25 protein-coding genes and 1 pseudogene are annotated in these 26,515 nt (G+C 58.4%); 16 read left to right on the plus strand and 10 right to left on the minus strand.

The window, feature by feature from the left end:
* Positions 1–5 precede the first annotated feature (5 nt).
* The 5 genes from ACR0A2_RS11940 to ACR0A2_RS11960 form a co-directional block, all read right to left on the minus strand.
* On the minus strand, positions 6–536 hold the full coding sequence (locus tag ACR0A2_RS11940; RefSeq protein WP_171118397.1) for an ester cyclase: 531 nt from the start codon (positions 534–536) through the stop codon (positions 6–8).
* Positions 537–663: 127 nt separating this feature from the next.
* The gene (locus ACR0A2_RS11945; protein ID WP_480835139.1) at positions 664–1,818 is read right to left on the minus strand and encodes a carbohydrate ABC transporter permease; all 1,155 of its coding nucleotides are present in this window, start codon (positions 1,816–1,818) and stop codon (positions 664–666) included.
* A 1-nt stretch (position 1,819) separates the two neighbouring features.
* Entirely contained in the window at positions 1,820–2,842 is a 1,023-nt protein-coding gene (locus ACR0A2_RS11950; RefSeq protein ID WP_171205944.1) for a carbohydrate ABC transporter permease, read from the minus strand.
* Between the two features lie 66 nt (positions 2,843–2,908).
* Positions 2,909–4,120, minus strand: coding sequence for an ABC transporter substrate-binding protein (locus ACR0A2_RS11955; RefSeq protein WP_152460109.1), 1,212 nt, complete (start codon positions 4,118–4,120; stop codon positions 2,909–2,911).
* 75 nt (positions 4,121–4,195) lie between these two features.
* Positions 4,196–5,242 carry an ABC transporter ATP-binding protein gene (locus tag ACR0A2_RS11960; RefSeq protein ID WP_152460110.1) on the minus strand — a complete coding sequence of 349 codons (1,047 nt, stop codon included), beginning with the start codon at positions 5,240–5,242 and terminating at the stop codon, positions 4,196–4,198.
* 152 nt (positions 5,243–5,394) lie between these two features.
* Here ACR0A2_RS11960 and ACR0A2_RS11965 point away from each other — a divergent pair, with 152 nt between their 5' ends.
* Positions 5,395–6,408 carry a nuclear transport factor 2 family protein gene (locus ACR0A2_RS11965; protein ID WP_480446256.1) on the plus strand — a complete coding sequence of 338 codons (1,014 nt, stop codon included), beginning with the start codon at positions 5,395–5,397 and terminating at the stop codon, positions 6,406–6,408.
* Positions 6,405–7,277 carry an amidohydrolase family protein gene (locus ACR0A2_RS11970; RefSeq protein WP_480446257.1) on the plus strand — a complete coding sequence of 291 codons (873 nt, stop codon included), beginning with the start codon at positions 6,405–6,407 and terminating at the stop codon, positions 7,275–7,277. The genes ACR0A2_RS11965 and ACR0A2_RS11970 overlap by 4 nt, the downstream gene beginning before the upstream one ends.
* Before the next feature lie 97 nt (positions 7,278–7,374).
* On the opposite strand, the gene ACR0A2_RS11975 is transcribed toward ACR0A2_RS11970, so the two are convergent.
* Genes ACR0A2_RS11975 through ACR0A2_RS11990 form a run of 4 tightly spaced genes read right to left on the minus strand, consistent with a single transcriptional unit; the run spans position 7,375 to position 12,984 of the window.
* Complete coding sequence (locus ACR0A2_RS11975; RefSeq protein ID WP_480835140.1) at positions 7,375–8,412, minus strand: ACP S-malonyltransferase; 1,038 nt, start codon at positions 8,410–8,412, stop codon at positions 7,375–7,377.
* Entirely contained in the window at positions 8,409–10,598 is a 2,190-nt protein-coding gene (locus ACR0A2_RS11980) for a thiamine pyrophosphate-dependent enzyme (RefSeq protein WP_480835141.1), read from the minus strand. The genes ACR0A2_RS11975 and ACR0A2_RS11980 overlap by 4 nt, the downstream gene beginning before the upstream one ends.
* An 11-nt stretch (positions 10,599–10,609) precedes the next feature.
* The gene (locus ACR0A2_RS11985; RefSeq protein WP_171170247.1) at positions 10,610–11,812 is read right to left on the minus strand and encodes an acyl-CoA dehydrogenase; all 1,203 of its coding nucleotides are present in this window, start codon (positions 11,810–11,812) and stop codon (positions 10,610–10,612) included.
* Complete coding sequence (locus ACR0A2_RS11990; RefSeq protein ID WP_480835142.1) at positions 11,809–12,984, minus strand: pyridoxal phosphate-dependent aminotransferase; 1,176 nt, start codon at positions 12,982–12,984, stop codon at positions 11,809–11,811. The genes ACR0A2_RS11985 and ACR0A2_RS11990 overlap by 4 nt, the downstream gene beginning before the upstream one ends.
* 89 nt (positions 12,985–13,073) lie before the next feature.
* Here ACR0A2_RS11990 and ACR0A2_RS11995 point away from each other — a divergent pair, with 89 nt between their 5' ends.
* Positions 13,074–13,979: a LysR family transcriptional regulator gene (locus ACR0A2_RS11995; protein ID WP_480835143.1), complete on the plus strand. Its 906-nt coding sequence runs from the start codon at positions 13,074–13,076 to the stop codon at positions 13,977–13,979.
* 44 nt (positions 13,980–14,023) lie between these two features.
* Here ACR0A2_RS11995 and ACR0A2_RS12000 read toward each other — a convergent pair whose 3' ends face one another.
* Positions 14,024–14,899, minus strand: a complete 876-nt coding sequence (locus ACR0A2_RS12000) for a LysR family transcriptional regulator (protein WP_480835145.1) — start codon at positions 14,897–14,899, stop codon at positions 14,024–14,026.
* 132 nt (positions 14,900–15,031) lie between these two features.
* Between ACR0A2_RS12000 and ACR0A2_RS12005 the strand changes: the two genes are divergently transcribed.
* The 13 genes and pseudogenes from ACR0A2_RS12005 to ACR0A2_RS12065 all read left to right on the plus strand — a co-directional run bounded on the left by ACR0A2_RS12005 (position 15,032) and on the right by ACR0A2_RS12065 (position 26,406).
* Positions 15,032–15,997, plus strand: a complete 966-nt coding sequence (locus ACR0A2_RS12005; protein ID WP_480618958.1) for an NAD(P)-dependent oxidoreductase — start codon at positions 15,032–15,034, stop codon at positions 15,995–15,997.
* 35 nt (positions 15,998–16,032) lie between these two features.
* Positions 16,033–16,245 carry a hypothetical protein gene (locus tag ACR0A2_RS12010; RefSeq protein WP_480446263.1) on the plus strand — a complete coding sequence of 71 codons (213 nt, stop codon included), beginning with the start codon at positions 16,033–16,035 and terminating at the stop codon, positions 16,243–16,245.
* Positions 16,246–16,343: 98 nt separating this feature from the next.
* Complete coding sequence (locus ACR0A2_RS12015; RefSeq protein WP_480835148.1) at positions 16,344–17,375, plus strand: sterol desaturase family protein; 1,032 nt, start codon at positions 16,344–16,346, stop codon at positions 17,373–17,375.
* A gap of 166 nt (positions 17,376–17,541) precedes the next feature.
* Entirely contained in the window at positions 17,542–18,357 is an 816-nt protein-coding gene (locus ACR0A2_RS12020) for a PaaX family transcriptional regulator C-terminal domain-containing protein (protein ID WP_480618954.1), read from the plus strand.
* Positions 18,358–18,591: 234 nt separating this feature from the next.
* The gene (gene pcaF, locus ACR0A2_RS12025; protein ID WP_480835150.1) at positions 18,592–19,794 is read left to right on the plus strand and encodes a 3-oxoadipyl-CoA thiolase; all 1,203 of its coding nucleotides are present in this window, start codon (positions 18,592–18,594) and stop codon (positions 19,792–19,794) included.
* Between the two features lie 15 nt (positions 19,795–19,809).
* Complete coding sequence (gene paaA, locus ACR0A2_RS12030; RefSeq protein ID WP_171118422.1) at positions 19,810–20,787, plus strand: 1,2-phenylacetyl-CoA epoxidase subunit PaaA; 978 nt, start codon at positions 19,810–19,812, stop codon at positions 20,785–20,787.
* A 23-nt stretch (positions 20,788–20,810) separates the two neighbouring features.
* Entirely contained in the window at positions 20,811–21,095 is a 285-nt protein-coding gene (gene paaB, locus ACR0A2_RS12035) for a 1,2-phenylacetyl-CoA epoxidase subunit PaaB (protein WP_171118424.1), read from the plus strand.
* The gene (paaC, locus tag ACR0A2_RS12040; protein WP_480835153.1) at positions 21,095–21,853 is read left to right on the plus strand and encodes a 1,2-phenylacetyl-CoA epoxidase subunit PaaC; all 759 of its coding nucleotides are present in this window, start codon (positions 21,095–21,097) and stop codon (positions 21,851–21,853) included. Before paaB ends, paaC begins: the two co-directional genes overlap by 1 nt.
* 6 nt (positions 21,854–21,859) lie before the next feature.
* A complete protein-coding gene (gene paaD / locus ACR0A2_RS12045; RefSeq protein ID WP_171170265.1) occupies positions 21,860–22,318 on the plus strand; it encodes a 1,2-phenylacetyl-CoA epoxidase subunit PaaD in 459 nt (152 codons plus the stop codon).
* Positions 22,319–22,331: 13 nt separating this feature from the next.
* The gene (locus ACR0A2_RS12050) at positions 22,332–23,405 is read left to right on the plus strand and encodes a 2Fe-2S iron-sulfur cluster-binding protein (protein WP_480835155.1); all 1,074 of its coding nucleotides are present in this window, start codon (positions 22,332–22,334) and stop codon (positions 23,403–23,405) included.
* A 13-nt stretch (positions 23,406–23,418) separates the two neighbouring features.
* A complete protein-coding gene (locus ACR0A2_RS12055; protein WP_480835157.1) occupies positions 23,419–24,180 on the plus strand; it encodes a Phenylacetic acid catabolic protein in 762 nt (253 codons plus the stop codon).
* An 81-nt stretch (positions 24,181–24,261) separates the two neighbouring features.
* Positions 24,262–24,519: pseudogene (locus ACR0A2_RS12060) on the plus strand (transposase); the annotation flags it as partial.
* Positions 24,520–24,774: 255 nt separating this feature from the next.
* A complete protein-coding gene (locus ACR0A2_RS12065) occupies positions 24,775–26,406 on the plus strand; it encodes a bifunctional aspartate transaminase/aspartate 4-decarboxylase (RefSeq protein ID WP_480835159.1) in 1,632 nt (543 codons plus the stop codon).
* Positions 26,407–26,515 lie beyond the last annotated feature (109 nt).

Below are 26,515 nucleotides of genomic sequence, written 5' to 3' on the forward strand. Positions count from 1 at the left end.
AATCCTCAGTTTTCCGGCCGTGGCGGAGTCTTCTCGCCGCGGTCAAATGCTTCCCAGCCTTCGCCGTTGAACAGGTCCACGCCCAGCTGAGCCGCAACGTGGGCAAAGTCGACATTCACCCAGTTGTCGACAATTTTGCCGTCGACCACTTTCCAGAAGTCCATGTACCTGATTTCGACACGCTTGCCTGTGGGGGCAATGCCCAGAAATTCGCCGGAATGCGTGGCTTCCTGGCGGCCGAAGGCGGCGGCCCATTCACCCATGTAAAGGCGCGCTTCGTCAACGCAGACCTTATCCGAAAACGCGGCTTGAAACGGGCGCTGCCAGTTATCCTGAAATTCCTGCAGGCCGGTCTTGGTGCCGCAGCCCTGATTGCCCATCCAGCGAAAACCTTGGGCGAAGAATTCACCGATGTCATCAATGCGGTGATCATTCAGACCATCAACCATCGTTTCGATCACGCGGCGCGTGTCTTCCGTCTTGCTCATGTCCGTGTCGCGGGTCAGAACCGCTTGTTCGGGACGGGAACCTTTCATTTTTCTATCCTTTGAGGTTGCCGAAGGGAGGGATTGGGACGTGCGGCCCCAATGCTCAGAAAGTCCCTCGGCATCCTGTTCAGCGCCGGGTGGCGCGACATGGCGTTATGTCGGGCGTTCTTGCTCATCAGCCTTTCACTGCCCCGGCTGTCAGACCGCTGACAATCTGGCGCTGGAAAATCAGCACAAGGAAGATCAGAGGCGCGGTGATCGATACGGCAGCGGCAACCGCAACGACCTGATCGGTTGTCGTCGTCTCGCGATTGAACATGCCGACGATGGCGGGAACCATGGTCTGGTTCTGCGCATCAAGCAGCAGCGCGGTGACCAGAAAATCGTTGTACGCCAGCAAGAAGCTGAACAGTCCTGTGGTGATCACGCCTGGCCACATCACCGGCATGATGACACGGCGGAAGGCCTGAAAGTGGCTGCACCCATCCACGCGGGCGGCCTCATCCAGCTCGGCCGGGATGTTCTGGAAGAACGAACGCAGCATCCAGATTGTGAAGGGCTGGTTGATCGCAACCAGAACAGCAATTACCGCAAAAGGCTTGCCGTACAAGGTTGGTGCGTTTTCACCCAAGATCGGGCTGAGCCATTCGGCCGAGTTGATGAACACCGGCAGATAGCCTGCTACCAGAACCGAATGCGGCAATGCCCGGAACACCAGTGCGACGATCAGGATCCAGAAGGCCAACGTTGATCCTGACCGCGCTAGACCGTAGCCCGCCAATGTGCCCACGGTCAGCGACACTGTCACCACGCCCGTCGTTACGATCAGCGAGTTCTTGAAGTTGTTTGAAAAGCCCCGGTCGATCCAGACGGTTTTGTAATGCTCGGTCGTCAGACCAAGCACATCCCGTCCCAGTGGGCCAAACAGCGGGTTCAACACGTTCAGGATTGCAGGCAGGACCACGAAGAACACCAGCAGGAAACCCACCAGCAATACCAGAACACCGATTAGCCATCCAAACCATTCCTGACCGGGCTTGGTGTAGGACTTTATCATCGAAGGCAGTGTTTTGGTGGCAGCGAAGACCGTGCCCCAGATAACCGCGATACCCAGAATGATATCCAGCAGCGACAAGCCCTTTCCGACGCTCAGCGTGGCCGGCCCGAAGATCACGTTCAGCGCGTTGCTGTCGAACGCATCGACGGGTGACTTGAAGCTCATGACCACGATCCAGAAGATCGGAAAGGCCGCGATCAGGCACCAGAGCGCAAGGAAGATGTTCGAGGTCAACCGCAGGCTTAAGGGCTGGCGAAGCGCACGCGAGGACATGTCAGTGACCTCCTTTATGGTCGCGCCATGTACGGCGCAGCGGAAGGATAAGCAGGATGACGACACCGATCATGGTCAGCATCGAGTTGGCGGACGCCCGGCTGATCGACCGGTTGCCGGCCTGATCCGGCGTCAGGTAGTCGAAGGTCAGCCACTGTAGCGAGATGACGTAGCCCTGGCTCGAAAAACCGACGATCTCTTCGAACACGCGGTAGCTGTCCATCAGGTGGATCATCGACACGAAAATGATCAGTGGCATCAGGTGTGGAATGACGATGTATTTCAGGCGCTGCCAACGGGTCGCACCGTCAATCACGGCACTTTCAAGACTGTCCTGATTGACCGTTTGCAGCCCGGCGTAGAAGACGATCGCTGCAAAGGGTGCCACGTGCCAGACGCGGTAGAGCATCATCAGTACTTCGATGGTCCAGGCTTGGGCGAAAAGGGCGATGTCCCGGTTCAGCCACCATTCCATCATTGCGGTCAGGATGCCGTCGCCCCGGAAAAGCCAGTTGATCGACAGCACGCCGATCACGGGTGTGATGATGAAGGGCAGCAAGGACACAAAGATCACCGGCCCGCGGATGGACCGCGCCGCGTTGTTGATCAGTATTGCGATCCCAAGCCCGCACCCGACCACCAGTGGCAGAGTGATCAAGGTGAAGGTCAGGGTGAACCGAAGCGCCTTCCAGAAGTTGATCGTAGACAGCACATGCCAACTGCCGTCGCTTATGGCGCGCCATGCGCGTTCAGGCTCCAATACGTTGCGATAGCTTTGCAAGCCGACATATTGGGTTTGGGTAATGACCTCGCCATGTTCGTCGAGCTTTGGCTGCGAAACCATCTCGGTCACGCAGGTCTGCGTCAGGAAACCTGGCGTGCAGGTTTCCTTTTCGACCGTCTCATAGATCGGCTGTGTCACGTAAAAACTCTGCTTGAACACGCTGACCAGAGGAAACGCGATAAAGAGAAGCATCATAAAGACAGAGGGGCCGACAAATGCGGCAAATGTCCGGAAATTCATGGCTCTGCCTTTCTCATGACTCTCGAGGGGAAGGGGCGGGAGGGCCGTAGCCCTCCCACGGGAGGATCAGTTGCTGATCAGACCTGCTTCTTTCGCGGCAGTGATGTAATCTGCCTCGATATCCGCCAGCGTTGTCTGAGCATCCTTGGCGCCGGTCAGGTAGTCGGCAAGACCGTTGCCCAAGGCGGTGTGCATGATGCCCATCGGGCCAGATGCCGGGTAAGCCTTTGCGCCCGCTTCAGCCGAAGCGGCTGCTCCTGCCGCCAAAGCACCCGCTGAATAGGCAGGGCTCAGCCAAACAGCGACGTCGTTGTTTGCGCTGACCATTTCGCCGTCCATGCCCTCAAGCGCGACGCGGAATGCGGCGTCGGCCTCTTCGTCGCTCATGTTCGAAGCGAGAACGATGCCATCCCACCAGATGGTGGTTGCCGGCGCTGCCGAACCCATAGGAGCGGCTGCCATGGTGACTTTGCCGACGACCTGGCTTTCGGCCTCATCATTCATGGCGGCGGCACGGCTGGCCCAAAGGTTCGCCATGGCGATCTTGCCCTGCTGGAACTGTTGCTGAACGTAAGTCGAGTCGGAAACCAGATATTCCGGATCCATGTACTCGGTCATGGCTTTCAGTGTTTCCAGCGCAGCGACGCCCTGCTCGTTGTTGATCGTTGGAACGTTGCCGTCGCCAAAGAACGAGCCGCCTTCGCCAAGGTACATGTTGACGAACTCCTGGCCGAGGTTCCAACCGGTCTTGAACGTTCCCCCGATCGGATAGTCCATTACGCCGGCTTCTTTGATCTTGGCGGCCGCTGCCAGGACGTCATCATAGGTTTTTGGTTCTTCGATGCCCAGTTCAGCCAGAACATCATCGCGATACATCAGGTGCTGCGCATTCACCATCATCGCAATGGCCATGGTCTTGCCATCGACCTTGATCAACTGGTTGGGAAGCAGGTCCTGGCCGTATTTTTCGACCAGATCATCCAACGGACGGATCGTGCCTGCGTTCAGCAACGGCACCAGGGTCGCGTTTGAAACACCGCCGATCTGATAAAGCGCGGGATCCGCAGCAAATGCTTCGGGCTGCTTTTCACGGAATTCCTGATCCAGCGATGCGCTGAAATTGCCGCATTCTGCCATCGCATCGGTGACGGCTTTCCACGCTTCAAATCCGGCGGACAGTGATTTTAGCGGCACTTCGTTTTCAAAGGCGCAATCTGCCCACGCGCCGGTGGCGGCGATGGACATGGCACCGGCCATGAGGATCGTCTTGAGTTTCATAGGTTTCTCCCTGTCAGGATCGGTCCGTCGTCGACGTCCGGACCGGTGTTATGCCCTTGCGGGCCGTTTGTGGGGTTAGCCCCCGATCCGCGCACCGCTTCCAGCTTCGAAGAGGTGACAGATATCCGTTGGCACCGAGAACGAGACCGTTTCGCCAATCTCGGCGCGGAATGCTTTGTCTGCTTTCACTGAAACCAGAGCTCCGCCGACCCGAACCGAGATCATGGTCGCGTCGCCCAGCAGTTCCAGCGTATAGATCGGAGCGGTGATCTGACCTTTGCCATCGGCAAGGCTGGCATCTTCGGCCCTGAAACCCAGTGTCATTGGGCCATCCGGTGCATCCACCGCAATTTCGACATGTTCGGCGCGGAATATTCCGCCCGCCACTTCGCCATCCATCAAATTCATGGCGGGTGAACCGATGAAGCTGGCGACGAACGTATTCGCGGGACGGTCATAAATTTCGGTCGGGCTTCCGACCTGCTGAACCACGCCCTGTTTCATCACGACGACGCGGTCCGCAAGGGTCATGGCCTCAATCTGGTCGTGGGTGACGTAAATGGTGGTTACAGCCAGCTCATGGCTCAGGTTCTTGATCTGGGCCCGTGTGGAAACCCGCAGCTTGGCGTCCAGATTGGACAACGGCTCGTCCATCAGGAACACGTTGGGTTCGCGCACGATGGCACGTGCAAGTGCCACACGCTGTCTCTGACCACCCGACAACTCGGCTGGCTTGCGATGCAGGAAATCGTCCAGTTCAACCATGGCACTGGCGCGGCGCACTTTCTCGTCGTGGGTTGCCGGGTCGATACCACGCACTTTCAGCGGAAAGCGGATGTTCTCGTAGACGTTCATGTTGGGATACAGAGCGTAGCTTTGGAACACCATCGCCACGTCACGGTCCTTGGGTTCCAGATCATTGACTACGTTACCGTCGACAAGGATTTCGCCTTCCGTCACGTCTTCAAGGCCGGCGATCATGCGCATTGTGGTTGTCTTGCCGCAGCCTGATGGGCCGAGCAGCACCAGAAACTCACGATCTGCAATCGTGAGGTCGAAATTGTGAACCCCAACGAATGAGCCCCATCGCTTGCCGACGTTCCGCAATTGAATTTCCGCCATGGTGCCCCCTGCAAGGAATCATTTTGCATACGTTTGCAAAACTGTAATTCGCATGTATCAAATCAGGCAAGACTTTTTTGCATACGTATGCAAAAATAACGGAGAAATCCGACTCAACCTGGCTTCGCGCCGCTCGCAAAACTTTGACTACAATGGTAAAAACCTTGAACTTTCAGACAGAAAAAAAACTGGTCTCTGCGTTTCACGCCGCATTGGAATCGGCCGCAGTGACGGAAACTCCGAAGGTGATGAGCCAATTCAGCGCCTCGGATTTGAGGTGGCGCGGCTTTCATCCGTTCAACGAAATCAACGGCGCCGAACAGGTTGCCCGGAAATTCTGGCAGCCGCTGAAGGGCAGCCTTGCTCATTTGCAGAACCGAGTGGATATTCTGTTTGCGGGGCAAAACTCGTTGCGGAAAGAAACCGACGTTTGGGTTGTCGCCATGGGCCATCTGGTGGGGCTGTTCGACCGACCGTGGTTGGGTATTCGCCCAACCGGCAAGATGGCGTTCCTGCGGTATTGCGCGTTCTACAAGGTGGCCGGCGGAAGAATTGTCGAAACGGCGATGTATTTCGACATCCCGCACTTGATGGTCCAGGCTGGCCAGAATCCGTTCCCCCCGCAGACCGCGGCACATGTGGTTCAGCCCGGACCAAGGACCCATGATGGTTTGCTGCATGATGAGCAACCCGCTGACGAAGGCGAAAAAACGCTGGCAGTCATCAACGCGATGATCGCGGATCTGGGCCGTTGGGACAGCGGACTGTCGCTGGAAGAAGAATTGGCGCGCACTTGGCACCAGGACATGATCTGGTGGGGCCCCGAAGGAATTGGCGCGACCTACACGATCGAACGCTATGCCAGGCAACACTCTGGCCCGTTTCGCGCTGCCTTCACGGGCCGGTCAAAGACCAATCACGTCTGCCGTCTGGCCGAAGGGCATTACGGCGGCTTCTTTGGATGGCCCAACTTCACTGCCACGCCCACAGGGGGTTTCATGGGGATGCCAGCCACCGGAAAACCCGGTGAATTCAGGGTGATCGATATCTATCGCCGCGTCGAAGACAAGCTGGCCGAAAACTGGATCTTCATCGACTTGCTGCATTTCTGGAAAGGGCAGGGTGTGGATATTCTGGCGCGCACCACCGGGATTGAAGCACCATGAGGATAGATGCGCATCACCACCTGTGGGACCTTTCGGCCGTGCACTACCCCTGGCTTTCAGAGAAAGGTATCGTTCGGTTTTTCGGCGATCCGTCTTCCATCCAGCGGGACTATTTGCTCCCGGAGTTTCGCGCAGACGCCGAAGCCATGGGGTTCGGCGCTTCGGTTCACATTCAGGTCGGCGCCGCTGACCCCTGGGCCGAGGCGCAGTGGGTACAATCCGTTGCCGACCAGTTCCCTGACTGGCCGTTGGTGCAGGTGGCATTCTGCGATCTGACCTCGGATGATCTGGATGCACAGCTCGACCGTCTTCAAACCCTGCCTTCGGTGCGCGGCGCTCGTCAGATTATTGGCCGCGCTCCGGGTGAAGACGCCTCAACTGGCACGAACGCGTTGCTTGAAGACCCAAAGTTCTTGACTGGCCTGAAGCAACTGGGCGCGCGCGGTCTTTCCTTTGATCTTCAGCTGCTGCCAGAGCTGATGGGTCAAACCGCGAATATCCTTGCACAGGCCCCGGAGACCCGGATCGCTCTTTGCCACGCAGGCTCGCCTTACGACCGGACTCCGCAAGGGTTGCGACGGTGGGCAGATGAATTGACGGCCTTGTCAAACCTGCCACAAGTCTTTTGCAAACTCTCCGGCCTGGGAATGTTCGACCATGATTGGAATTCTGAGAGCGTCTCGCCGATCGTTTCAACCTGCCTGTCCCAATTTGGCGCCGATCGCTGCATGTTCGGGTCGAATTTCCCGGTCGACAGCCTTACCTCGACCTACAAGGAAACCGTTTCCCGGCATGAGACGCTCATCCCGGGGTCGATGCTGGACGACGTCTTTCGCGGCACGTCAGAATGTTTCTATCGCATTGAATAGCGACGGAATTGACAAACCGGGTTCGCTGCACCGGTTTTCTGAAACGGCTTGGCAACCTCGGCGCGCCGGCTCTGAGGCTGACCGGCGGCCCGCAGGTTCATGTCACCTGTTTCCTTTGATCATCCATTCCCATCGAACACAGAATCGGGCTGTTTCTTTGGCGAGACTGAAATGTCGACTTGTCCGACAGTCCGGACCAATTGTTCAGGATCAGGCTTTGCGCGACGGCACCGCCCAGCGTGGTGCCGGGACCCGTAACAATGAAAAGATCCGGTGCGAACTCATGCGCGGCCTGTGCGATGGCATGGGTGAAATCATAAGTTTCCGTCACTTGGTGGCCCAGGGTGTAATCCCAAAGCGCATTCGGGTCGCATGCTCCGGGCCACCATATCCGGCCACGCCCGTCGATCAGGGGCAGGTCCGGTTGCCGGAACAGGCTAGCGCTCAGTTGTGTGCGGCCCTGCGCCGAAACCGGAGCCTGAAGATGCGAATGGAACCCGGCATGGTTGACCAATCGCATGGGAAAACGTTCCTGAACCACCGGTACGGCCTTTTCGAACGCGGCCAGACCGGCGTCGTCGCCTGCAAGCACCAACATGCCGCCCAGATCAATCGACAGGGTCAGCGTCGCATCGGTTCGGTCGATGTCATCCACCAAGGCAAGCAGCTCTGCCTTGCGGGCCTGGTCAGGATGCCAGTCGGACTCCATGAAAGGATAGATCAATTGACCACCGATCATGTTTTCCTGCATCAGAGTGCCCATGGTGTTGACCACCTCGAACCCTCCTTCGGCGGACAGCGCACCGCCGCAGGCCAGTGCCGAATACCAGCCCATCGAATTTCCCGTCACCGCAACCACTTCGATTTTGTCAGGATTGATGGCGCGGAAATCACCCAAAGTCGCGGCATAGATCAAAGCAGATGCATTGTCGCCGCGCGTGTGCTTGGCAATGGAATATCGGGCGGCACCGTCCAGTTCGCTGAGCGTGTCTTGCCCCTGCGCGCGCCGCATATCATCAAAGCGCCTCAGAAGCGCTTTGTCACTGAATTGCCGGCCCAGGACGCCCAGTTCGGGTTTGTTGTAAGTACCGCGGCCAGGGCAGATGACGACGGCAGTCTGTTTGGCGGAACTCATGTGCCGGCCTCCATCAAGGATCGCGCGGCGGTTTCGATACTGTCCTTCGATGGCATGGTCGCAGCATAGGCCGGGCCTGTTGCGATAAAGCTGTCTTCTGCGGTGATGCGGGCCAGCGGCACATCGCTTGTTTCATGAAAATGCGCCATCAGAGCTTCGGCCACGCCGCCATGGTGGCGGGTTTCGTCGACGATCAGGATGCGTTTGGCCCCGATCACGGCCTGTGTCAGTGCCGCTTTGGGCAAAGGGGACAACCAGCGCATATCGATGATCCGTGTCTTGATCCCGTCGGCCTGCAAGGCCGTGCGCGCCTGATGGCTGAGATAGACGCCATTTCCAAAGGTGACGATGGCCAGATCGTCGCCGTCACCATCCACGCCCACCTCGCCGAAGCCGATCTTTTCAGAAGGATCGGGATAGGTTTGCATCCAGCCGCCGTCTCCGGCCTCGTGCAGGTCCCGCATCGGGTAGAGGGCGATGGGTTCGAGGAAAACGACCAGCCGCTGTTCTTCACGCGCGAGGCGCACGCATTCACGCAGCATCCGCGCGGCGTCGGCACCGTTCGACGGGCAGGCCAGGATCAGGCCCGGGATGTCGCGCAATACAGCGACCGAGTTGTCATTGTGGAAATGTCCGCCAAACCCTTTTTGATACCCCAGTCCGGCAATGCGCACGACCATCGGGTTGGTGTATTGACCGTTCGAGAAAAAGGGCAGGGTGGCGGCCTCACCTCGCAGCTGATCCTCGGCATTGTGAAGATAGGCCAGAAACTGGATTTCCGGCATTGGCGTGAACCCGTTCTGGGCCATGCCGATCGCCAGGCCCAGGATCGACTGTTCGTCCAGCAACGTGTCGATCATCCGGTCAGGGCCAAACCGTGTTTGCAGCTTTTGGGTCACGCCGTAAACGCCGCCCTTGCGGCCGACATCTTCGCCCATCATGACGATCTCGCCATGTTCCAGCATCAGATCGGTCAGTGCCCAGTTGATCAACCGCGACATGATCTGCGGTTCGGAATGGGCCTTGAGATCGCCGCCGAAAATCTCGGCCCGACGCTCGGGTGTTGGGCCGTTGGTCGGCGCGCAGGGGCGTGCCGGCGGGATCAGGCTGGCCATCACCTCTTTTGCGTTTTGCAGGCGCGGGCGTGCGACGGCCTGATCGGCCACGCGGGCGACCCGGGCGCAGGTATCATTGTAGACGCTCAGCGCCTGTTCCGGGCCCATCGCGCCGAACTGATCCAACAGACGCACGGAATGCAGCAGCGGGTCGTTGGCTTCTTCGGCCTCAACCTCGGCTTTTGGCATATAGGTGGTTGGCATATCGGCCCCGGCGTGACCGTACAGGCGAACAGTCCGAACATGCAGGAAAGCAGGTTTCCTGCGGCTGCGCACATAGTCCGCCGCCTGTTGCGCGACGCGATAGGTGTCGAACAGATCCAACCCGTCGCACGAGAAATACTTCAGGCCCGGACGGTTGGCGAAAGTGGCCGCGATCCAGCCTTTCGGCGTTTTGGTCGAGATACCGATCCCGTTGTCTTCGCAGCAGAACAGAAGGGGCAGAGGCACAGATTGAAAGGACGTCCACTGCGCCGTGTTGAACGCGCCCTGTGCAGTGGAGTGGTTGGCCGAGGCATCCCCAAACGAGCAACAGACGATGGCATCCTCGGGCATGTCTGCATGTTCAGGGCGATGACGCCGTGCAGCAGCGACGGCATATGCCGCGCCGACCGCCTTCGGCAGATGGCTGGCGATGGTCGAGGTCTGCGGCGGTATGCACAGCGCTTTCGATCCCAGAACCTTGTGACGCCCGCCACTGATCGGATCCTCGGAAGACGAGGCAAAGGACAGCAGAATATCCCATGTCGGGCTTTGGCCCGGCACCTGATCCGCGCGGGCAATCTGAAAGGCCGCATCGCGGTAGTGCAGAAAGGCCGGATCGGTCGGGCGCAGGGCCGCGGCAACGGCCGCCATGCCCTCATGCCCGGACGACCCGATCGTATAGAACCCCTGGCCCGCCTTCTGCATCGCGCGGCTTTGCCGGTCCAGCGCGCGGCTCAGGCATTGCGCCCTGTAAAGCGCGACGGCTTCATGACCGCTCAGCGGCCCGGCCGGTGCGGACCCTTCGGGAAAGTCCCGCGCCGCAACACGGCGCAGGAAATTGTCATGCACGATTGCGGCGCGATCCATGTCAGATGTCCTTAGGCGAAGGCTTGCAGACCTGTCTGCGCACGGCCCAGGATCAGGGCATGCACATCATGGGTGCCTTCATAGGTGTTGACGGTTTCAAGGTTCACCATGTGGCGGATCACGTGGAAGTCCTGACTGATCCCGTTGCCACCATGCATGTCGCGGGCATGGCGGGCGATCTCAAGCGCCTTGCCGCAATTGTTCCGTTTGATCAGGCTGACCATCTCGGGCGCGGCGCGGGCTTCGTCCATCAGGCGCCCCACGCGCAACGCGGCTTGCAGGCCCAGCGTGATTTCGGTCTGCATGTTGGCAAGCTTCAGCTGGAACAGTTGTGTCTGCGCCAGCGGACGGCCGAACTGTTTGCGGTCCAGCCCATATTGCCGGGCCGCGTGCCAGCACGCCTCGGCGGCGCCCATCGACCCCCAGGCGATGCCGTAACGCGCACGGTTCAGACAGCCGAACGGGCCTTTCAAACCTTCGACATTGGGCAGCAGGGCATCCTCGCCGACCTCGACATTGTTCATCACGATCTCACCGGTGATCGAGGCGCGCAAGGACAGCTTGCCTTCGATCTTGGGCGCCGACAGTCCAGCCGTTCCCTTGTCCAGAACAAAGCCCTTGATCTTGCCGCCATGCGCCTCGGATTTGGCCCAAACGACGAACACATCTGCGATCGGGGCGTTCGAGATCCACATTTTCGACCCGTTCAGCACATAGCCGCCCTCGGTTTTCTTCGCGACAGTCTTCATCGAGCCGGGGTCCGAACCGGCATCGGGTTCCGTCAGCCCGAAGCAGCCGATAAATTCGCCGGTTGCCAGTTTGGGCAGGTACTTCTGACGCTGCTCTTCGGTGCCGTAAGCGTAGATCGGATACATCACCAGGCTGGACTGCACCGACATCATCGAACGATAGCCGCTGTCCACACGCTCGACCTCGCGCGCGACCAGACCATAGGTCACATAGCTGGACCCAATGCCGCCATATTCCTCGGGGATGGTTGTTCCCAGCAAACCCATCTCACCCATCTCGCGAAAAATGGCCGGGTCGGTTTCTTCATTGGCAAACGCGGCAGTTACCCGAGACAGCAGCTTGTCCTGCGCGTAGGCATGCGCGGCATCACGAACCATGCGTTCGTCTTCGGCCAGCTGGTCTTCCAGCAGGAACGGATCGTCCCAGGTGAAGGGGCCAAGGTGTGGGGCGGATTGAGGTTTCATGTAAGTCTCCTTTCCACAGCGGTTTTCAGACGCGCAAGGCCCGCTGCAATTGTATCTTCAGCATATGCGAACGACAGGCGAAGATGGCCCGGCATCCCAAAGGCGCGGCCGGGCACCAGGGCAACGCCGGCATCTTCCAGCAACCACGTGCAGAATTCCGCGTCGCTGTCAAATGGCCCGCCTTGTTCCTTCAACAGGCCAGTGCAGGACGGAAAGGCGTAAAACGCCCCGTCCGGGGTGGAACAGCGAAGCCCGGGTACTGCGTTCAACCCGTCAACGACCAGATCGCGGCGCGCAGCGAAGAGGGCGCGACGCTCCTCCAGCAACTCGGGGTCGCAAGTGGTCGCGGCCAGCGACGCCCATTGCGAGATCGAGCATGCCCCCGATGTGACTTGCCCTTGAACAGCGACCATGGCGCTTATCAGATCGGACGGTCCGATCCCCCAGCCGATGCGCCATCCGGTCATCGACCACGCCTTGGCCACACCGTTGACGATCAGCATGCGATGGGTCAGCGCCGGGGCGGCCTCGGCCGCGGAGGTAAAAGGTGAAAAGCTGAGATGGCGATAAATCTCATCGGCCAGAACCCAGACCTGCGCGTGGCGCTCCAGCACTTCTGCCAGCCCCGCAAGTTCTTCCTTCGAGTAAATCGCGCCCGACGGGTTCGAGGGTGAATTCAGCATCAGCCAGCGCGTGCGCGGCGTGATGGCGGCCTGCAATTGTTCAGGCAGCAGTTTGAAGCCCTGTTCCATCGGGCAGGGCAGAACAACCGGCACCCCACCTGCCATCCGGACAATATCGGAATAGCTGGTCCAATAGGGGGCGGGCATGATGACCTCGTCGCCGGGGTCAAGGCTGGCCAGCATCGCATTTGCGATCACCTGTTTCGCGCCTGTTGAAACGATGACCTGAGCCATCTCGGCGCCTGCCTGTCGGGCAATTTCCGTGCGCAGTTCAGGCACACCCGCAGTGGGCGGATACTTGGTTTTGCCCTTCAGTGCCGCGGAATGCGCAGCTTCGACCACATGGGGTGGCGTCGGCAGGTCCGGTTCGCCGGTAGACAGCGTCAGAATATCACGCCCCTGGGCGCGCAGGCGGGCGGCGGCCTCTGAGATCTGGACGATTTCCGACAATTCGATACCGTTCAACCGGTCAGCGCGCTGGAACACCATGAACCTTCCTCTGCAAGCAGGTTCGGTTTTAGCCACAAAGTCACTTGAGAAAAATACGCCAATGAGTATCTTTTCAGTGACTAAAACTCATGAATACCATGCCCCGGATCAACTCACTGCCATCACTGGCCCTTATGCGCAGTTTCGAAGCCGCCGCGCGCCATGAAAGCTATACCATGGCGGCCGAAGAGCTTGGCGTGACGCAAAGCGCGATCAGCCGTCAGGTCCGAGAGCTTGAGGCCGCGATTGGCGTTACGCTGTTTCGGCGGGTTGGACGCGCAGTGCGCCTTTCCAAAGCGGGGCGGGCCTTGCGGGACGAGCTGGCAGGTGATCTTGAACGTCTCAGTGGTACGATCAACCGCGCGATTGCAGCCGGAGACGGTGCGTCGCTTTTGACCCTGGCCGTCCTGCCCACCTTTGCGACACGGTGGCTGGTGCCGCGCCTGCCGGATTTCAAAACGCGCCATCCCGGGATCGAACTGGATCTGCACTCTTACACGACGCCTTTCAGCCTTGAAGAACGACGTATGGATCTGGCCATCCATTTCGGGCAGGAGGATTGGCCGGGCGCGCAATTGCGCAGGTTGTTCCCCGAGCATCTGGTGGTCACGGCAGCACCCGCGCTGCTGAGACGTCACAGGCTGGACACCCGCGCACAGACCTTTGAGCTGCCGCTTTTGCATCTGACCTCGCGCCCCGAGCTGTGGTCCACCTATCACTCTCAGCTCGGGCTGGATCCGGGAGCGGTTTTTCCGGGGATGCGGTTCGATCAGTTCTCGATGCTGATCGAGGCCGCCGTCGTCGGTTTGGGTGCCGCCATTCTGCCCTCGTATTTGATTGAAGAAGAGCTTGCGTCCGGTGTTCTGACCGAAATCGGCCAGATCGCCAACACGTCGAACAGCGCCTATTACATCGCGACGCCAACAGGTCAGAAGAACGAAGCCGTTCAATTTTTTGCAAACTGGATCAGCAAGCAGACGCGGGCACGCGGGTAACTGGTCAAATACAGAAGATCGAACTCACTGCCCGCAGGCACATCTCAGGCGAAAATCTGTTTGAGCCAGGTTTCAAACATCTGTTTGGCAGCAGAGTTCGCGTTTGATCTCTGACCATCGACAAGGAAATGGCTCTGTTCGATTGGAATGGCGTCCCCGACTATCGCGATGGACCTTCCGGCCTTGATTGCGGTTCTGGCAAAGCGCTCAAGGATTACCGCGTATCCTCCACCTTCCGCCACGATGTCCACGGCGGCAATTGTGGTGTCCACGGTGAAGCAAGACGCCGCAGGAGAATATTTTGTGCCGAAAGCGGAAAAATACCGGTGCCACATGTCCTGAAATCCCAAAATCTGTATCTGGGGTTTGACCAGCAGTTCTTCCGTCGAAGGCCATTTCCGATCTCGTGATCCGGCTGCAACCGGAACGATACGCTCATCCGAGATCTTGCTGAACGGCCCGTCGTTCCATTCCCCGTTTCCCAAACGCAGCTCGACATCGACGTTTTCCCTGCCCGCGGATTCTGCCCAGATATTTGAAACCAACCTGATCGATACACCCGGGTGTGCGCGTGAAAACTCGGGCAATCTGCCGGCAAGGAACAAGCTGGCCGTGGAAATCGGCACACGCACGACCAGCTCGTGCTTGTGAGCGGAGCCAAACAGGCTTGCGGTCGACAAGTCGATGTCGCCCAAGGCACGCCGAACTGAAAACGCATACGCCTGCCCGACCTCTGTCAGGCTGAGGTTGCGCGCGGCACGAAAGAACAAAGGGCAGCCCAGCTGTGCTTCCAATGAGCGGACGTGCAGGCTCAAGGCTGTCTGTGTGATGCCAAGTTCTTCTGCCGCAGCAGTAAAGCTCATATGCCGTGCAGCGCAGTCAAAAGACCGCAGCCAGACCAGATTGGGCGATTTTGACATTTCCAGCACCAAAAAATTTTATGGATACCGGCGATATTTATTCGTTTTACATGCTGCATTCAACGCCCGTAGATTTCATCAGGGAAAAACAGCGCTGGTCCTCTGATTGGCCACCGGAAAGGGAACGCAGGTATGAAAGTTGGATTTATCGGCCTTGGAAATGTCGGCGGGAAACTCAGTGGCAGTTTGCTGCGCAATGGCGTTGATTTGACCGTACATGATCTGAACTCTGACCTAGTGTCAGGTTTCGTCGACCGCGGGGCAAAGGCTGCCGAGAATCCGGCACAACTGATGCGGGATTGTGATGCGGTGATCACCTGCCTGCCTTCTCCGGCGGCTTCGGACGCTGTGATGCAGGACATGCTGCCCGAAGTGACCGCGGGCAAAATCTGGATGGAGATGTCCACCACGGATGAAGCAGAGGTCAAGCGTCTGGGTGCGATGGTGAAGGAACGCGGTGGCGCTGCCGTCGATTGTCCGGTCTCGGGGGGGTGTCATCGGGCGGATACCGGCAACATTTCGATTTTTGCCGGATGTGATCGCGCCGCGTTCGAACGTATTCTGCCCTTTCTGACCACGATGGGGCGTCGCATCCTTCATACCGGTGAACTGGGATCTGCTTCGGTACTGAAAGTGCTGACCAACTATCTGGCCACTGCAAACCTGATCACCTGTTCAGAGGCGCTTGTGGTCGCCAAGGCCGCCGGAATGGATTTGAATACGGCGTATGAGGCAATGAAGATCAGTTCGGGAACATCCTTCGTGCATGAAACCGAAAGTCAGGTCATCCTAAACGGGTCTCGCGATATCTCGTTCACGATGGACCTGGTGTTGAAGGATATCGGCCTGTTTCAGGAGGTGGCGGATCGCGCCGGGGTGCCGCTGGAGGTCAATCCGCTGATGATCGAGATTTTCAAGGACGGGATCGAGAAATACGGCCCTCGTGAGTTTTCCCCCAACATCATCCGCCGGCTCGAAGACAAAACCGGGCTGGATATCCGCGCGCCGGGGTTCCCATCGGAAATGCTGGACGATGAACCCGAAGAGCCCGGTTACGAAGTGATCCCGCAAGGATCTGACCTGAAGGCCGCCGAATAGGGCGGTGCGCGGCGGGCAGGTAACGGATCTACAGCATGGCGGATCATCATTCTTGCGCCGTTGCATTCGCCGACATGGGGGGATCCTGCATCACGCCTGAAGCAAATCGGCTGAAACTTCTGGCCGTCTTTCGTGCCGCCGTTTCTGAGCGGAACGGTTCGCTTTCCGCTGCCGGTGTCCGCAAGAAACCGGATGGGCGGGGCAGGTTGCGCAAGGTGCTCGATAACCGCCGCCCGTTCCACGAATAGGTCACATCATGTATCGCCGGCCATCACGCAAATATCCTTACGAGCCGCCTCCGGCCTGGTCCTGAAAAAGGCGACTTTATTCAGGAAAGGACAATCACGTGACGACCCAAGATGCGAACCTTCAGGACACCACCAAGGCACGCCCCGCGCCCGGCCCCATGAGCCGCGAATGGCATTGGCACCCGGACTTGCCGGTGAAATACGCCCCGTACTGGAACTGGCCGCCGAAAATCGGCGTCCTGGCGAAATGGGTTTGGCAGAACTGGCTTCAGTTCTCGGACCGCTCGATCTTTCTGGCCTTGGCCTTCCTAGTGGCCTTCTGGGTACAACCCGTCGATGCCGGGCAGGCCTCGTTTGCCTCGGGCTGGATGTCATGGGTATTCATTCGGAACTGGGTGCTGCTGTTGATCGTCGCCGGTGGTCTGCACATGTGGTTCTACGGCGTTGACGGGCAGGGAAAGCTGCTGAAATACGACCCACGGCCTTACATGAAGCGCCAGAACGCTTTGTACAAGTTCGGCTATCAGACCTGGGACAACATCTACCATTCGATGGTCTTTGGCGCGACATTCCTGTCGATGCTGGAGTGCTTTCTGCGCTGGATGTATGCCAACGACTATATCGCCACGCTCAGCTTCACGGCGCATCCGGTCTGGTTCGTGCTGCTGTTTCCGATCCTGGCGATCTGGCAGAGCTTTCATTTCTACGTGGTGCATCTATTTCTGCATCAGCCATTCATCTACAGACATGTTCACGCCGTGCATCACCGCAACGTCAACACCGGCCCATGGTCGGGCATGTCGATGCATCCGGTCGAGGCTTTGGGGTATCTCAGTGCCATCCTGATCGTGCTGGTGCTGCCCAGCAACCCGGTGCACATGATCTTTCTGGGGTATTGGCTGATGTTGGGTGCCGCCTCGTCTCATTCCGGGTACGAGGCCATCTGGGCGCGCGACCGTCAGGCGTTGTTGATCGGGGCGTTTTTCCACCAGTTGCATCACCGGTATTACGAATGCAATTACGGCAACGCGGAAATGCCCTGGGACAAGTGGTTCGGAACCTATCACGATGGCTCGGAAGAGGCCACGAAACGAACTCGCAACCGCAAACGTGACATGCACGCCAAATAGAGCGGCAGGCAACGCGGCGCGCGCAGGTGGCGCTGCCTCGGCCGATCATTTGTCTTGCCCGACAACGCTTGACTGAACCGACCCCGTTGGCGCAATCCTGACCCTGTACGAAACCGGGCGCGCGGGGCCGGATGGCATTTCCTTCGGGCCCGATTATACTGGGCAAATGAAAGATACCGCTCCAGACTGGTTTGAAACCTGTGTCAGCCGGCTGACCACGACAAGCACCCAGCGGGTGTGGTCTGTTCTGGTCACGATTTTCGGCGATCTGGCGCAGGATGGATCAGATCAGATCAGCGGATCACTCATCACCGCGCTTACGCGTCTGGCGGGGATCAGGGCCGAGGCCACGCGGGTTGCGTTGCATCGGTTGCGCAAGGAAGGCTGGATTGAAAGCACGCGGGTTGGTCGGAACAGTGTACACAGGCTGACCAGCTTTGGCCGCCGTCAAAGCGTTGCAGCCGCGCCGCGTATCTATTCCCGCGACCCGAACATGCCTGATATCTGGCATGTCCTCATCGCCAGCAACTCGGAAAGTTCCCGAAAGGAATTGTCGGACCTGATGCTGACAGGGGATTACTTCTCGCTGAATGCGTCCACGGCCATGGCGCCCGGGCCGATGCCGAATGATCTTGAGGAGCTTCTGGGTTTCGAGAGCGACACGATGTCCGTCCCGAACTGGCTTCGCGACCTGTGCGGGCCGGAGCCGTTGAAAACCGCCTATGATCAGTTCTGGGATGCCATTCAGGTTGTCGAGCGGCTTTTGCCCGCAGAGGGGGCGGGCGATCCGATGCGTTCGGCGGTTCTGCGCGTACTGGTGGTGCATGCCTGGCGTCGTATCGTTCTGCGCCATCCAAGCCTGCCGCCGGTTTTCCTGCCGGACGACTGGAAAGGCGCCGCATGCAGAGAAGCTGTCTCGCACTTGTTGGACAGGCTACCGCGCCCCTCGCTATCGAGCTTGGAAGCCGAACTGATGGACTGACCCACAGCGGGGCAAAGTTCGGGCGAGCTGCTGGATGTTCTGCCGTTGTTAAGAAGGGCTGCGTCGTCTTTTTTGCAGTCAAGAAAACCTCTTTGGTCAGCAGTCACCTTTAATGTTACAAGATGTGCGATACATGAGAAGATTGAGTAACATAAGACTTGCATCGAATCAGGGGAAGATTTATTAACCGACCAGACGGTTGATATTGTTCCGTGGGAACAGGAGTACTCTAAGATGGACGCTTTCATTTGTGACGCGACGCGCACTCCGATCGGACGCTACGGAGGGGCGCTTTCGTCGGTCCGCACAGATGATCTGGCTGCTCTGCCGTTGGCGGCATTGAAGGCGCGCAACCCTCAGGTCGACTGGGCCAGTGTTGACGACGTGATCTATGGCGATGCCAATCAGGCGGGCGAGAGCAACCGAAATGTTGCGCGTATGGCGGCGCTGTTGGCGGGTTTGCCGATTGACGTTCCGGGAACGACGGTGAACCGTCTGTGTGCCAGCGGCCTGGATGCCGTGGGAATGGCGGCGCGCGGCATCAAGGCGGGCGACTATGATTTGGCCATTGCGGGTGGCGTGGAAAGCATGTCACGCGCGCCGTTCGTCATGCCCAAGGCGAGTTCGGCGTTCACCCGCAGCAACGCGGTGTACGACACGACGATCGGATGGCGTTTCGTGAACCCGAAGATGAAGCAGGCATACGGCGTCGACTCCATGCCGCAAACGGCCGACAATGTCGCCGAAGATTATGGTATCAGCCGGGAAGACCAGGATGCCTTTGCCGCGCGCAGCCAGTCCCGCTGGGCCGCCGCGCATGCGGCTGGAGTGTTCAAGGATGAAATCACCCCGGTTTCGGTTCCCCAGCGCAAGGGCGATCCGATTGTCGTTGATACGGACGAGCACCCGCGCCCGGGAACTACGGCAGAAAAACTCGCGGGTCTGAAAGGTGTGAACGGGCCCGACAAAACCGTGACGGCGGGAAATGCGTCCGGTGTGAATGATGGCGCGGCGGCGATCCTGATGGCGAATGAGGCCACGACAGCCCAGAACGGTCTGACCCCGATGGCCCGTGTGGTTGGCATGTCGGTTGCGGGTGTTGCGCCACGTGTGATGGGCATCGGCCCGGTGCCGGCCAGCCGCAAGGTGTTGGCCCGGGCAGGGCTGAGCGTGGATCAGATGGACGTGATCGAACTGAACGAGGCGTTTGCGTCTCAGGGCCTTGCCACCTTGCGCGAGCTGGGTCTTCCCGACGACGCGCCTCACGTGAACCCCAACGGTGGCGCAATAGCGCTGGGCCATCCCCTTGGCATGAGCGGTGCGCGTCTTGTGCTGACTGCGGCCTATCAATTGAAACGTACCGGCGGGCGCTATGCCCTGTGCACCATGTGTGTGGGTGTCGGGCAGGGTGCGGCCCTTATACTTGAACGCGTGTAACGGAGGAGACGGGACATGTATGCTCAGATGGTAGAATCCGAAGCGTCGAATGAAGATCCGGACAAGCTTGCTGAATTCCAGGCGCGAATCGACGCGGATATCAAGATCGAGCCAAAGGACTGGATGCCTCATGGGTATCGCAAGACGCTGATCCGTCAGATTGGACAGCACGCTCATTCCGAGATTGTGGGCCAATTGCCCGAAGGCAACTGGATCACGCGCGCGCCGACGCTGGAGCGGAAGGCGATCCTTCTCGCCAAGGTGCAGGACGAGGCCGGACACGGTCTTTACCTGTATTGTGCCGCCGAAACGTTGGGTGTCAGCCGCGATGAACTGACCGAGATGCTGCTGGATGGCCGAATGAAATATTCGTCGATCTTCAATTACCCGACCTTGAACTGGGCCGATATCGGTGCGGTCGGGTGGCTGGTTGACGGGGCGGCGATCATGAACCAGGTGCCGCTGCAAAGAACGTCCTACGGGCCGTATTCGCGCGCGATGATCCGCATCTGCAAGGAAGAAAGCTTTCACCAGCGTCAGGGTTACGATGCCATTCGCAAAATGGCCGAAGGCACGCCCGAGCAACGCAAGATGGCGCAGGATGCGATGAACCGCTTCTGGTACCCGTCACTGATGATGTTCGGCCCCTCCGACAAGGACTCGGTGCATTCGGCCCAGTCGATGGCGTGGAAGATCAAGATCAACACCAATGACGAGCTGCGCCAGAAATTCGTCGACCAGACCGTGCCGCAGGCTGAATATCTGGGTCTGACAATCCCTGATCCGGATCTGAAGTGGAATGAAGAGCGGGGGCATTACGACTTTACGGAACCCGACTGGTCGGAATTCTTTGACGTGATCAAAGGCAACGGCCCCTGCAACGTGGATCGGCTGGCCGCGCGCAACAAGGCATGGGACGACGGCAAGTGGGTCCGTGACGGGCTGTTGGCCCACGCCCGCAAGAAACAGGCCGGCAATCTGGCTGCTGAATAAGCTTACCCTGAGGAGGATACCCGATGAATACCGAATGGCCCCTGTGGGAAATCTTCATCCGCGGTCAGCATGGGATGAGCCACCGACATGTCGGTTCGCTACATGCCCCTGACGCGGAAATGGCAATCAAGAACGCGCGCGATGTCTACACCCGCCGCAACGAAGGCGTCTCGATCTGGGTGGTCGAAGCCAACAACATCTCGGCGTCGTCGCCCAGCGACAAAGGGCCGCTGTACGAACCGAGCCAAAGCAAAGTTTACCGCCACCCGACTTTCTTCGACATTCCCGATGAAGTGGGGGCAATGTGATGACCCGGGACGAGGCATTTCTGCAATTCCTGCTGCGGATGGGGGACAACACCCTGATCCTCGGCCATCGTGTCAGTGAGTGGTGCGGCCATGCGCCGGTTCTGGAAGAAGACATAGCGCTGGCCAACACCGCGCTGGACCTGATTGGTCAGACCCAGATGTGGCTGGGCCTTGCCGGAGAGGCGGATGGTGGCAAAAGCGCCGACGATCTGGCCTTCCTGCGCGACGCCTGGGATTTTCGCAACGTGTTGCTGGTCGAGGTGCCGAACGGCGATTTCGGCCGTACGCTGATGCGTCAATTCCTGTTCGATGCGTGGCACTCGATCATGCTGGGGCGGCTGATGGCTTCCTCGGACGAGCGGGTCGCGGCAATCGCCGCCAAGGCCAGCAAGGAAGTGACCTACCATCTGGAACGTTCGGGCGACACGGTTGTCGGGCTTGGTGATGGAACCGAGGAAAGTCATGCCCGGATGCAGGACGCGTTGGATTATCTGTGGCCCTATGTGGGCGAGATGTTTGCCAGCGACGAGGTGGACGCCCAGATGGTCGCCGCAGGGGTCGCGCCGAACCCGGCGGATTTGCGAGAGGAATACGACGCTCTGGTCGAGCGGGTCCTCAATCAGGCGACGCTGACCATTCCGGAAAGCCGTTTTGCCCATAAAGGCGGCCGCGACGGGCGCATGCATACCGAACATCTGGGCCATCTGCTGACGCAGATGCAATGGCTGCAACGCGCCTATCCCGGAGCAAAGTGGTAAAAGCGGATGCGGGTCTCGACTGACCAGATATGGAGCTGGCTGGATGCCGTGCCCGATCCCGAAATCCCGGTGATTTCCGTCGTGGATTTGGGCATTGTGCGCGATGTGCGCTGGGACGCTGACACGCTGGTCGTAACCGTCACGCCAACGTATTCCGGTTGCCCGGCGACATCCATCATCAGTATGGATATCGAAACCGCCCTGCGCGATCACGGCATCGGGGACCTGCGCATAGAAACCAGCATTTCACCCGCCTGGACCACCGATTGGCTCAGCGAAAAAGGCCGCGCCAAGCTGGAAGACTATGGAATTGCGCCGCCGCAACCCGCGGGCGGCCCGGATCGCTGTCCCCATTGCGGCAGTAAATCAGTCGAAAAGGTCAGCCAATTCGGCTCGACCCCGTGCAAGGCCCATTGGCGCTGCGCGGACTGTCTGGAACCCTTTGACTATTTCAAGTGCATCTGAGGAGGAGCACCGGATGGCACGTTTTCACGACCTGAAAGTCACCGACATCCACAAAACCATCCGCGATGCGGTGGTCGTTACGCTTGAACCCGTTAACGGCGCAGCGGATCAGTTCGACTTCGCCGCCGGCCAGTACCTGACTTTCCGGCGCGAATTCGACGGCGAAGAACTGCGCCGCTCCTACTCCATCTGTGCCGGCAAGGATGACGGTGTTCTTCAGGTCGGCATAAAACGCGTCGAGGGTGGCGCGTTCTCAAGCTGGGCAAATGAAGAGCTCAACATAGGTGACGTCGTGCAGGCGATGCCACCAATGGGCAATTTTCACGTACCCATCGATGCGGATGCGGAAAAACAATACCTTGGCTTTGCCGGCGGATCGGGGATCACGCCTGTTCTGTCGATCCTCAAAACCACATTGGCCCGCGAACTCAAATCCCGTTTTACGCTGATCTATGCCAACAAGGGCATCAACACGATCATGTTCCGCGAGGAACTGGAGGATCTGAAGAACCTCTATATGGGTCGGCTGAACGTCATCCACATTCTGGAAACCGACGCGCAGGAGATTGACCTGTTTACCGGTCTGGTAACGCAGGAAAAATGCCGCGAGCTGTTCAAGCACTGGATCGATGTCAAGAATGCAGACACCGCATTCATCTGCGGACCAGAGCCGATGATGCTTGGTATTGCCGCCGCTCTGCGGGAACACGGACTTGAGGACAGCCAGATCAAGTTCGAACTCTTCGCCAGCGCCCAGCCGGGTCGGGCCAGGCGCAAGACAGACGCGGCCGACGCAGGCACGCAGGCAAACCAGACCAGTGCTTCGATCACACTGGACGGCGCGACGCAGACCGTGACCTTGCCGAAAGATCAGTCCATTCTGGATGCAGCCTTGGAAAATGCCATGGACGCGCCTTACGCCTGCAAAGCCGGGGTTTGTTCGACCTGCCGCTGCCGTGTTCTTGAGGGCGAAGTCGAGATGCTCGCCAATCACGCGCTGGAAGATTACGAGGTCGAAAAAGGCTACGTGCTGAGTTGTCAGGCTTACCCGGTGACCGACCGCGTGGTCGTGGACTACGACCAGTAAAAGGAGAGGATCAATGACCGACGCCATGACACTTGACAGCTATCTGGCCGCAGGCGGAGTGCTGACCAACCCGACCAACGTACCGCCGCGTTACCGCGCCGAGCTGATGAAACTGATGGCTACGTTTGTGGACAGCGAACTCGCAGGTGCCGCAGGCTTTGCTGATGTCATCAACCAGAGCCCCGGCATAAAGGAACGCATCGCCGCGGCGAAGATCGTGCTGGAAAAGACGGACCATGCGGACCGGGTTCTGAAAATCATGGGTGAGTTCGGCGCCGACACGGATCGTTATGCCACGCATCACCCTTGGACTGCCCGGTTGGATCGAAAAGCGGATATCGGCGCGACCCGCAGCGAACATGACATGCGGCTTGCGGTGTTCAATTATCCGATTTCCGGTTGGACTGATGCCGTCGTCATGAACCTGCTGATGAGCCGTGCCGTGGCAGAGCAACTGGCGGAGTTCTCGACCGTCTCTTACCAGCCACTGGCCGAGGCTTTCCGGCAGATCGCACCGATCGAGGCGCATCACGGCGAACTGGCGTTGGAAGGCGCTGTGAAGCTGGTTGAAAACGGAGCGTCGCAAGACATGCAAGACGCTGTGGACTATTGGTGGCCACGCGTAGCAGTGTCTTTCGGGAGGGATGACCCGAACCGATTTGAGCATCTGAGATCACTTGGTTTGCGCCATAGCACCAACGCTGCCCTTCGGGAACGTTGGGCTCGGTCAGCGGACGAAGCTCTGAAACAGTTGGGTTTGAAATCACCCTCATAGTGCCACGATGCATCCAATTTCAAGGTACTTCAGGGTACACGTCCTAGAAAACAGAGCGGTGACACGCGTGATCCTTTCTGGTTGACTGACGAGCAGGAGGCCAGGCTCGCCCCCTTCTTAGCAGGGTCGCTTGGCAAGCCTCTGGCTGATGACAAAGGAGTATTAAGCGGGACTATCTTCATCAATCGCAATGGTTCGCGGTGGCGCAACGTTCCCGAGAAATACAGAGCGCACAACTCGCTTTACAGCCGGAGAAAGCGTTGGTGCGAGAAAGGTGTCTTCGCCGGAATGCTGGCCGGCCTTGTTGCCGGGCAGGGCGAGAAGAAGACTGTGATGATCTCTATCGTGGCATCATTGGCGTGCCGCCCTGTTGGGCAATAAGCGCGACCTGTTCCAGGATCTTCCAATCAGCGATCGCACCCGCAGCAACAGTCGTTTACTGGTTAGGAATCGCGACCCCAGAGCCTGTTTTGAAGTTCATGGTTTTCTTTTCGTCGGTCGCTCCATTCTGATAGTTCTGTTTACATTTGCTCATCACCTTGCATACGATCCGGTTGAATTCTTTCGATTGTTCTAACGCAAAGGTTTGATGCCATGGCAGAAACGCTGGACCTGCATAAGTTCGAGAACCTAAGTCCTTTCCAGATCAAAGACGAACTCATAAAGCTGGCGCAGAGAGAGTCGCGCCAAATGGCGCTGCCATATTTGAACGCAGGGCGCGGCAACCCGAATTGGATCGCTACCAAGGCACGAGAGGCGTTCTTCCTTTTGGGTCAGTTCGCGATGACCGAGGCACAGCGACATCGCAATGAACCACAAGTTGGACTAGCCGGTATGCCACAAGGGCCGGGATGTTACGAACGGCTCAAGGCATACTGCACCGACACGTCTGAAAAAAACGGTCCTCCAGGCGCAGATACTTTGGTGGCCGTGGTGGACTTTGCGATTGAAAAATTTGGTTTCACAGCAGACGATTTCGTACTCGAATTGACCGACGGTATCATTGGCGACCACTACCCGATGCCGGACAGGTGCTTGGAACACAATGAAGCGATCGTCCACGAATACGTGATGTGGGCAATGTGCGCAGGCCATCGGCCCGACGCAAAGTTCGATATCTACGCAGTAGAGGGCGGAACTGCTGCAATGTGCTATATTTTCAAGGCACTTAAGAACCAGCGGTTGCTTAATGCAGGCGACACAATTGCATTGGGCACGCCGATCTTCACGCCTTATCTGGAAATGCCGGTGCTTGAAGATTACGGGTTGAATACTGTGGATGTGTCTTCTGCTGAAGAAGATCATTTTCAACTTAACGACAACGATTTTGAACTGCTGGCCGATCCCAAAGTCAAAGCGCTGTTCTTGGTCAACCCAGGGAATCCATCCTCTGTCGCGATCAGCCCCGAAGTCATGACCCGACTTGTGGACTTCGTAAAGACCCGCCGTCCTGACCTGATCATATTGACAGATGATGTCTACGGCACCTTCGTACCTGACTTTCAATCGGTGATGGGGCATCTTCCTGAAAATACGATCGGGGTTTACTCCTACTCGAAGTATTTTGGTTGCACGGGCTGGCGTCTGGGCGCAATTCTGGTGGCCGAGAACAACATCTTCGACAAGATGATTGCTGAGGCACCGGACGAGACCAAAGCTGTGGTGAACGCCCGGTATGAATCGCTGACCCCCGACCCGTCCTCGTTCAAGTTCATTGACCGGATCGTCGCCGACAGCCGGGATGTCGCACTAAATCACACTGCGGGTCTGTCGGTGCCACAACAAGTGATGATGACATTGTTCTCGCTTGTCGAGTTGATGGACCAAGAAAAAGTTTATCAGAAGTTCTGTTGGGGTATCTTGAAGCACCGTTTTGATGAACTGGTCGACGGATTGGGCGTTGAAGTCGCCGACAACCCGTTGTTCGACAAGTATTATGGCATCATAGATTTCGAGTTCTGGCTGCGGAAATACGTCGGCGAAGATGTGGTCGAATGGATCAAGGAAAACGTTCACCCGTTGGATATCTCGTTCAAACTGGCGCAGGACCACGGAATCGTGCTGTTGAACGGGTCCGGTTTTGATGCGCCCAACTGGTCTGCACGCGTGTCTTTCGCCAATTTGGACGACAGTGCCTATCGCCAGATCGGTCGCGCTGTACGGGCTGTGGCCGTTGGATATGTGCAGGCTTATCGCGCGTCAAAAGGATTGCCGTTGCACGGTTAAAAACATGGCCGCTGAGGACGCAGGCGACCCAAACTATCAGCCTGTCTTCTCAGCGGGTCATGTCCTAGCCGCATGCCACATAGTCGCGATCGACAGTTGAGGTCATTCT

The organism is Ruegeria sp. H8, from assembly GCF_056532905.1.

Bases quoted from the DNA above. Each gene is read 5' to 3' on its own strand.
- ACR0A2_RS11940 (WP_171118397.1), bottom strand. From the start codon at position 536: ATGAAAGGTTCCCGTCCCGAACAAGCGGTTCTGACCCGCGACACGGAC.
- ACR0A2_RS11945 (WP_480835139.1), bottom strand. From the start codon at position 1,818: ATGTCCTCGCGTGCGCTTCGCCAGCCCTTAAGCCTGCGGTTGACCTCG.
- ACR0A2_RS11950 (WP_171205944.1), bottom strand. From the start codon at position 2,842: ATGAATTTCCGGACATTTGCCGCATTTGTCGGCCCCTCTGTCTTTATG.
- ACR0A2_RS11955 (WP_152460109.1), bottom strand. From the start codon at position 4,120: ATGAAACTCAAGACGATCCTCATGGCCGGTGCCATGTCCATCGCCGCC.
- ACR0A2_RS11960 (WP_152460110.1), bottom strand. From the start codon at position 5,242: ATGGCGGAAATTCAATTGCGGAACGTCGGCAAGCGATGGGGCTCATTC.
- ACR0A2_RS11965 (WP_480446256.1), top strand. From the start codon at position 5,395: ATGGTAAAAACCTTGAACTTTCAGACAGAAAAAAAACTGGTCTCTGCG.
- ACR0A2_RS11970 (WP_480446257.1), top strand. From the start codon at position 6,405: ATGAGGATAGATGCGCATCACCACCTGTGGGACCTTTCGGCCGTGCAC.
- ACR0A2_RS11975 (WP_480835140.1), bottom strand. From the start codon at position 8,412: ATGAGTTCCGCCAAACAGACTGCCGTCGTCATCTGCCCTGGCCGCGGT.
- ACR0A2_RS11980 (WP_480835141.1), bottom strand. From the start codon at position 10,598: ATGGATCGCGCCGCAATCGTGCATGACAATTTCCTGCGCCGTGTTGCG.
- ACR0A2_RS11985 (WP_171170247.1), bottom strand. From the start codon at position 11,812: ATGAAACCTCAATCCGCCCCACACCTTGGCCCCTTCACCTGGGACGAT.
- ACR0A2_RS11990 (WP_480835142.1), bottom strand. From the start codon at position 12,984: ATGGTGTTCCAGCGCGCTGACCGGTTGAACGGTATCGAATTGTCGGAA.
- ACR0A2_RS11995 (WP_480835143.1), top strand. From the start codon at position 13,074: ATGAATACCATGCCCCGGATCAACTCACTGCCATCACTGGCCCTTATG.
- ACR0A2_RS12000 (WP_480835145.1), bottom strand. From the start codon at position 14,899: ATGTCAAAATCGCCCAATCTGGTCTGGCTGCGGTCTTTTGACTGCGCT.
- ACR0A2_RS12005 (WP_480618958.1), top strand. From the start codon at position 15,032: ATGAAAGTTGGATTTATCGGCCTTGGAAATGTCGGCGGGAAACTCAGT.
- ACR0A2_RS12010 (WP_480446263.1), top strand. From the start codon at position 16,033: ATGGCGGATCATCATTCTTGCGCCGTTGCATTCGCCGACATGGGGGGA.
- ACR0A2_RS12020 (WP_480618954.1), top strand. From the start codon at position 17,542: ATGAAAGATACCGCTCCAGACTGGTTTGAAACCTGTGTCAGCCGGCTG.
- pcaF (WP_480835150.1), top strand. From the start codon at position 18,592: ATGGACGCTTTCATTTGTGACGCGACGCGCACTCCGATCGGACGCTAC.
- paaA (WP_171118422.1), top strand. From the start codon at position 19,810: ATGTATGCTCAGATGGTAGAATCCGAAGCGTCGAATGAAGATCCGGAC.
- paaB (WP_171118424.1), top strand. From the start codon at position 20,811: ATGAATACCGAATGGCCCCTGTGGGAAATCTTCATCCGCGGTCAGCAT.
- paaC (WP_480835153.1), top strand. From the start codon at position 21,095: ATGACCCGGGACGAGGCATTTCTGCAATTCCTGCTGCGGATGGGGGAC.
- paaD (WP_171170265.1), top strand. From the start codon at position 21,860: ATGCGGGTCTCGACTGACCAGATATGGAGCTGGCTGGATGCCGTGCCC.
- ACR0A2_RS12050 (WP_480835155.1), top strand. From the start codon at position 22,332: ATGGCACGTTTTCACGACCTGAAAGTCACCGACATCCACAAAACCATC.
- ACR0A2_RS12055 (WP_480835157.1), top strand. From the start codon at position 23,419: ATGACCGACGCCATGACACTTGACAGCTATCTGGCCGCAGGCGGAGTG.
- ACR0A2_RS12065 (WP_480835159.1), top strand. From the start codon at position 24,775: ATGGCAGAAACGCTGGACCTGCATAAGTTCGAGAACCTAAGTCCTTTC.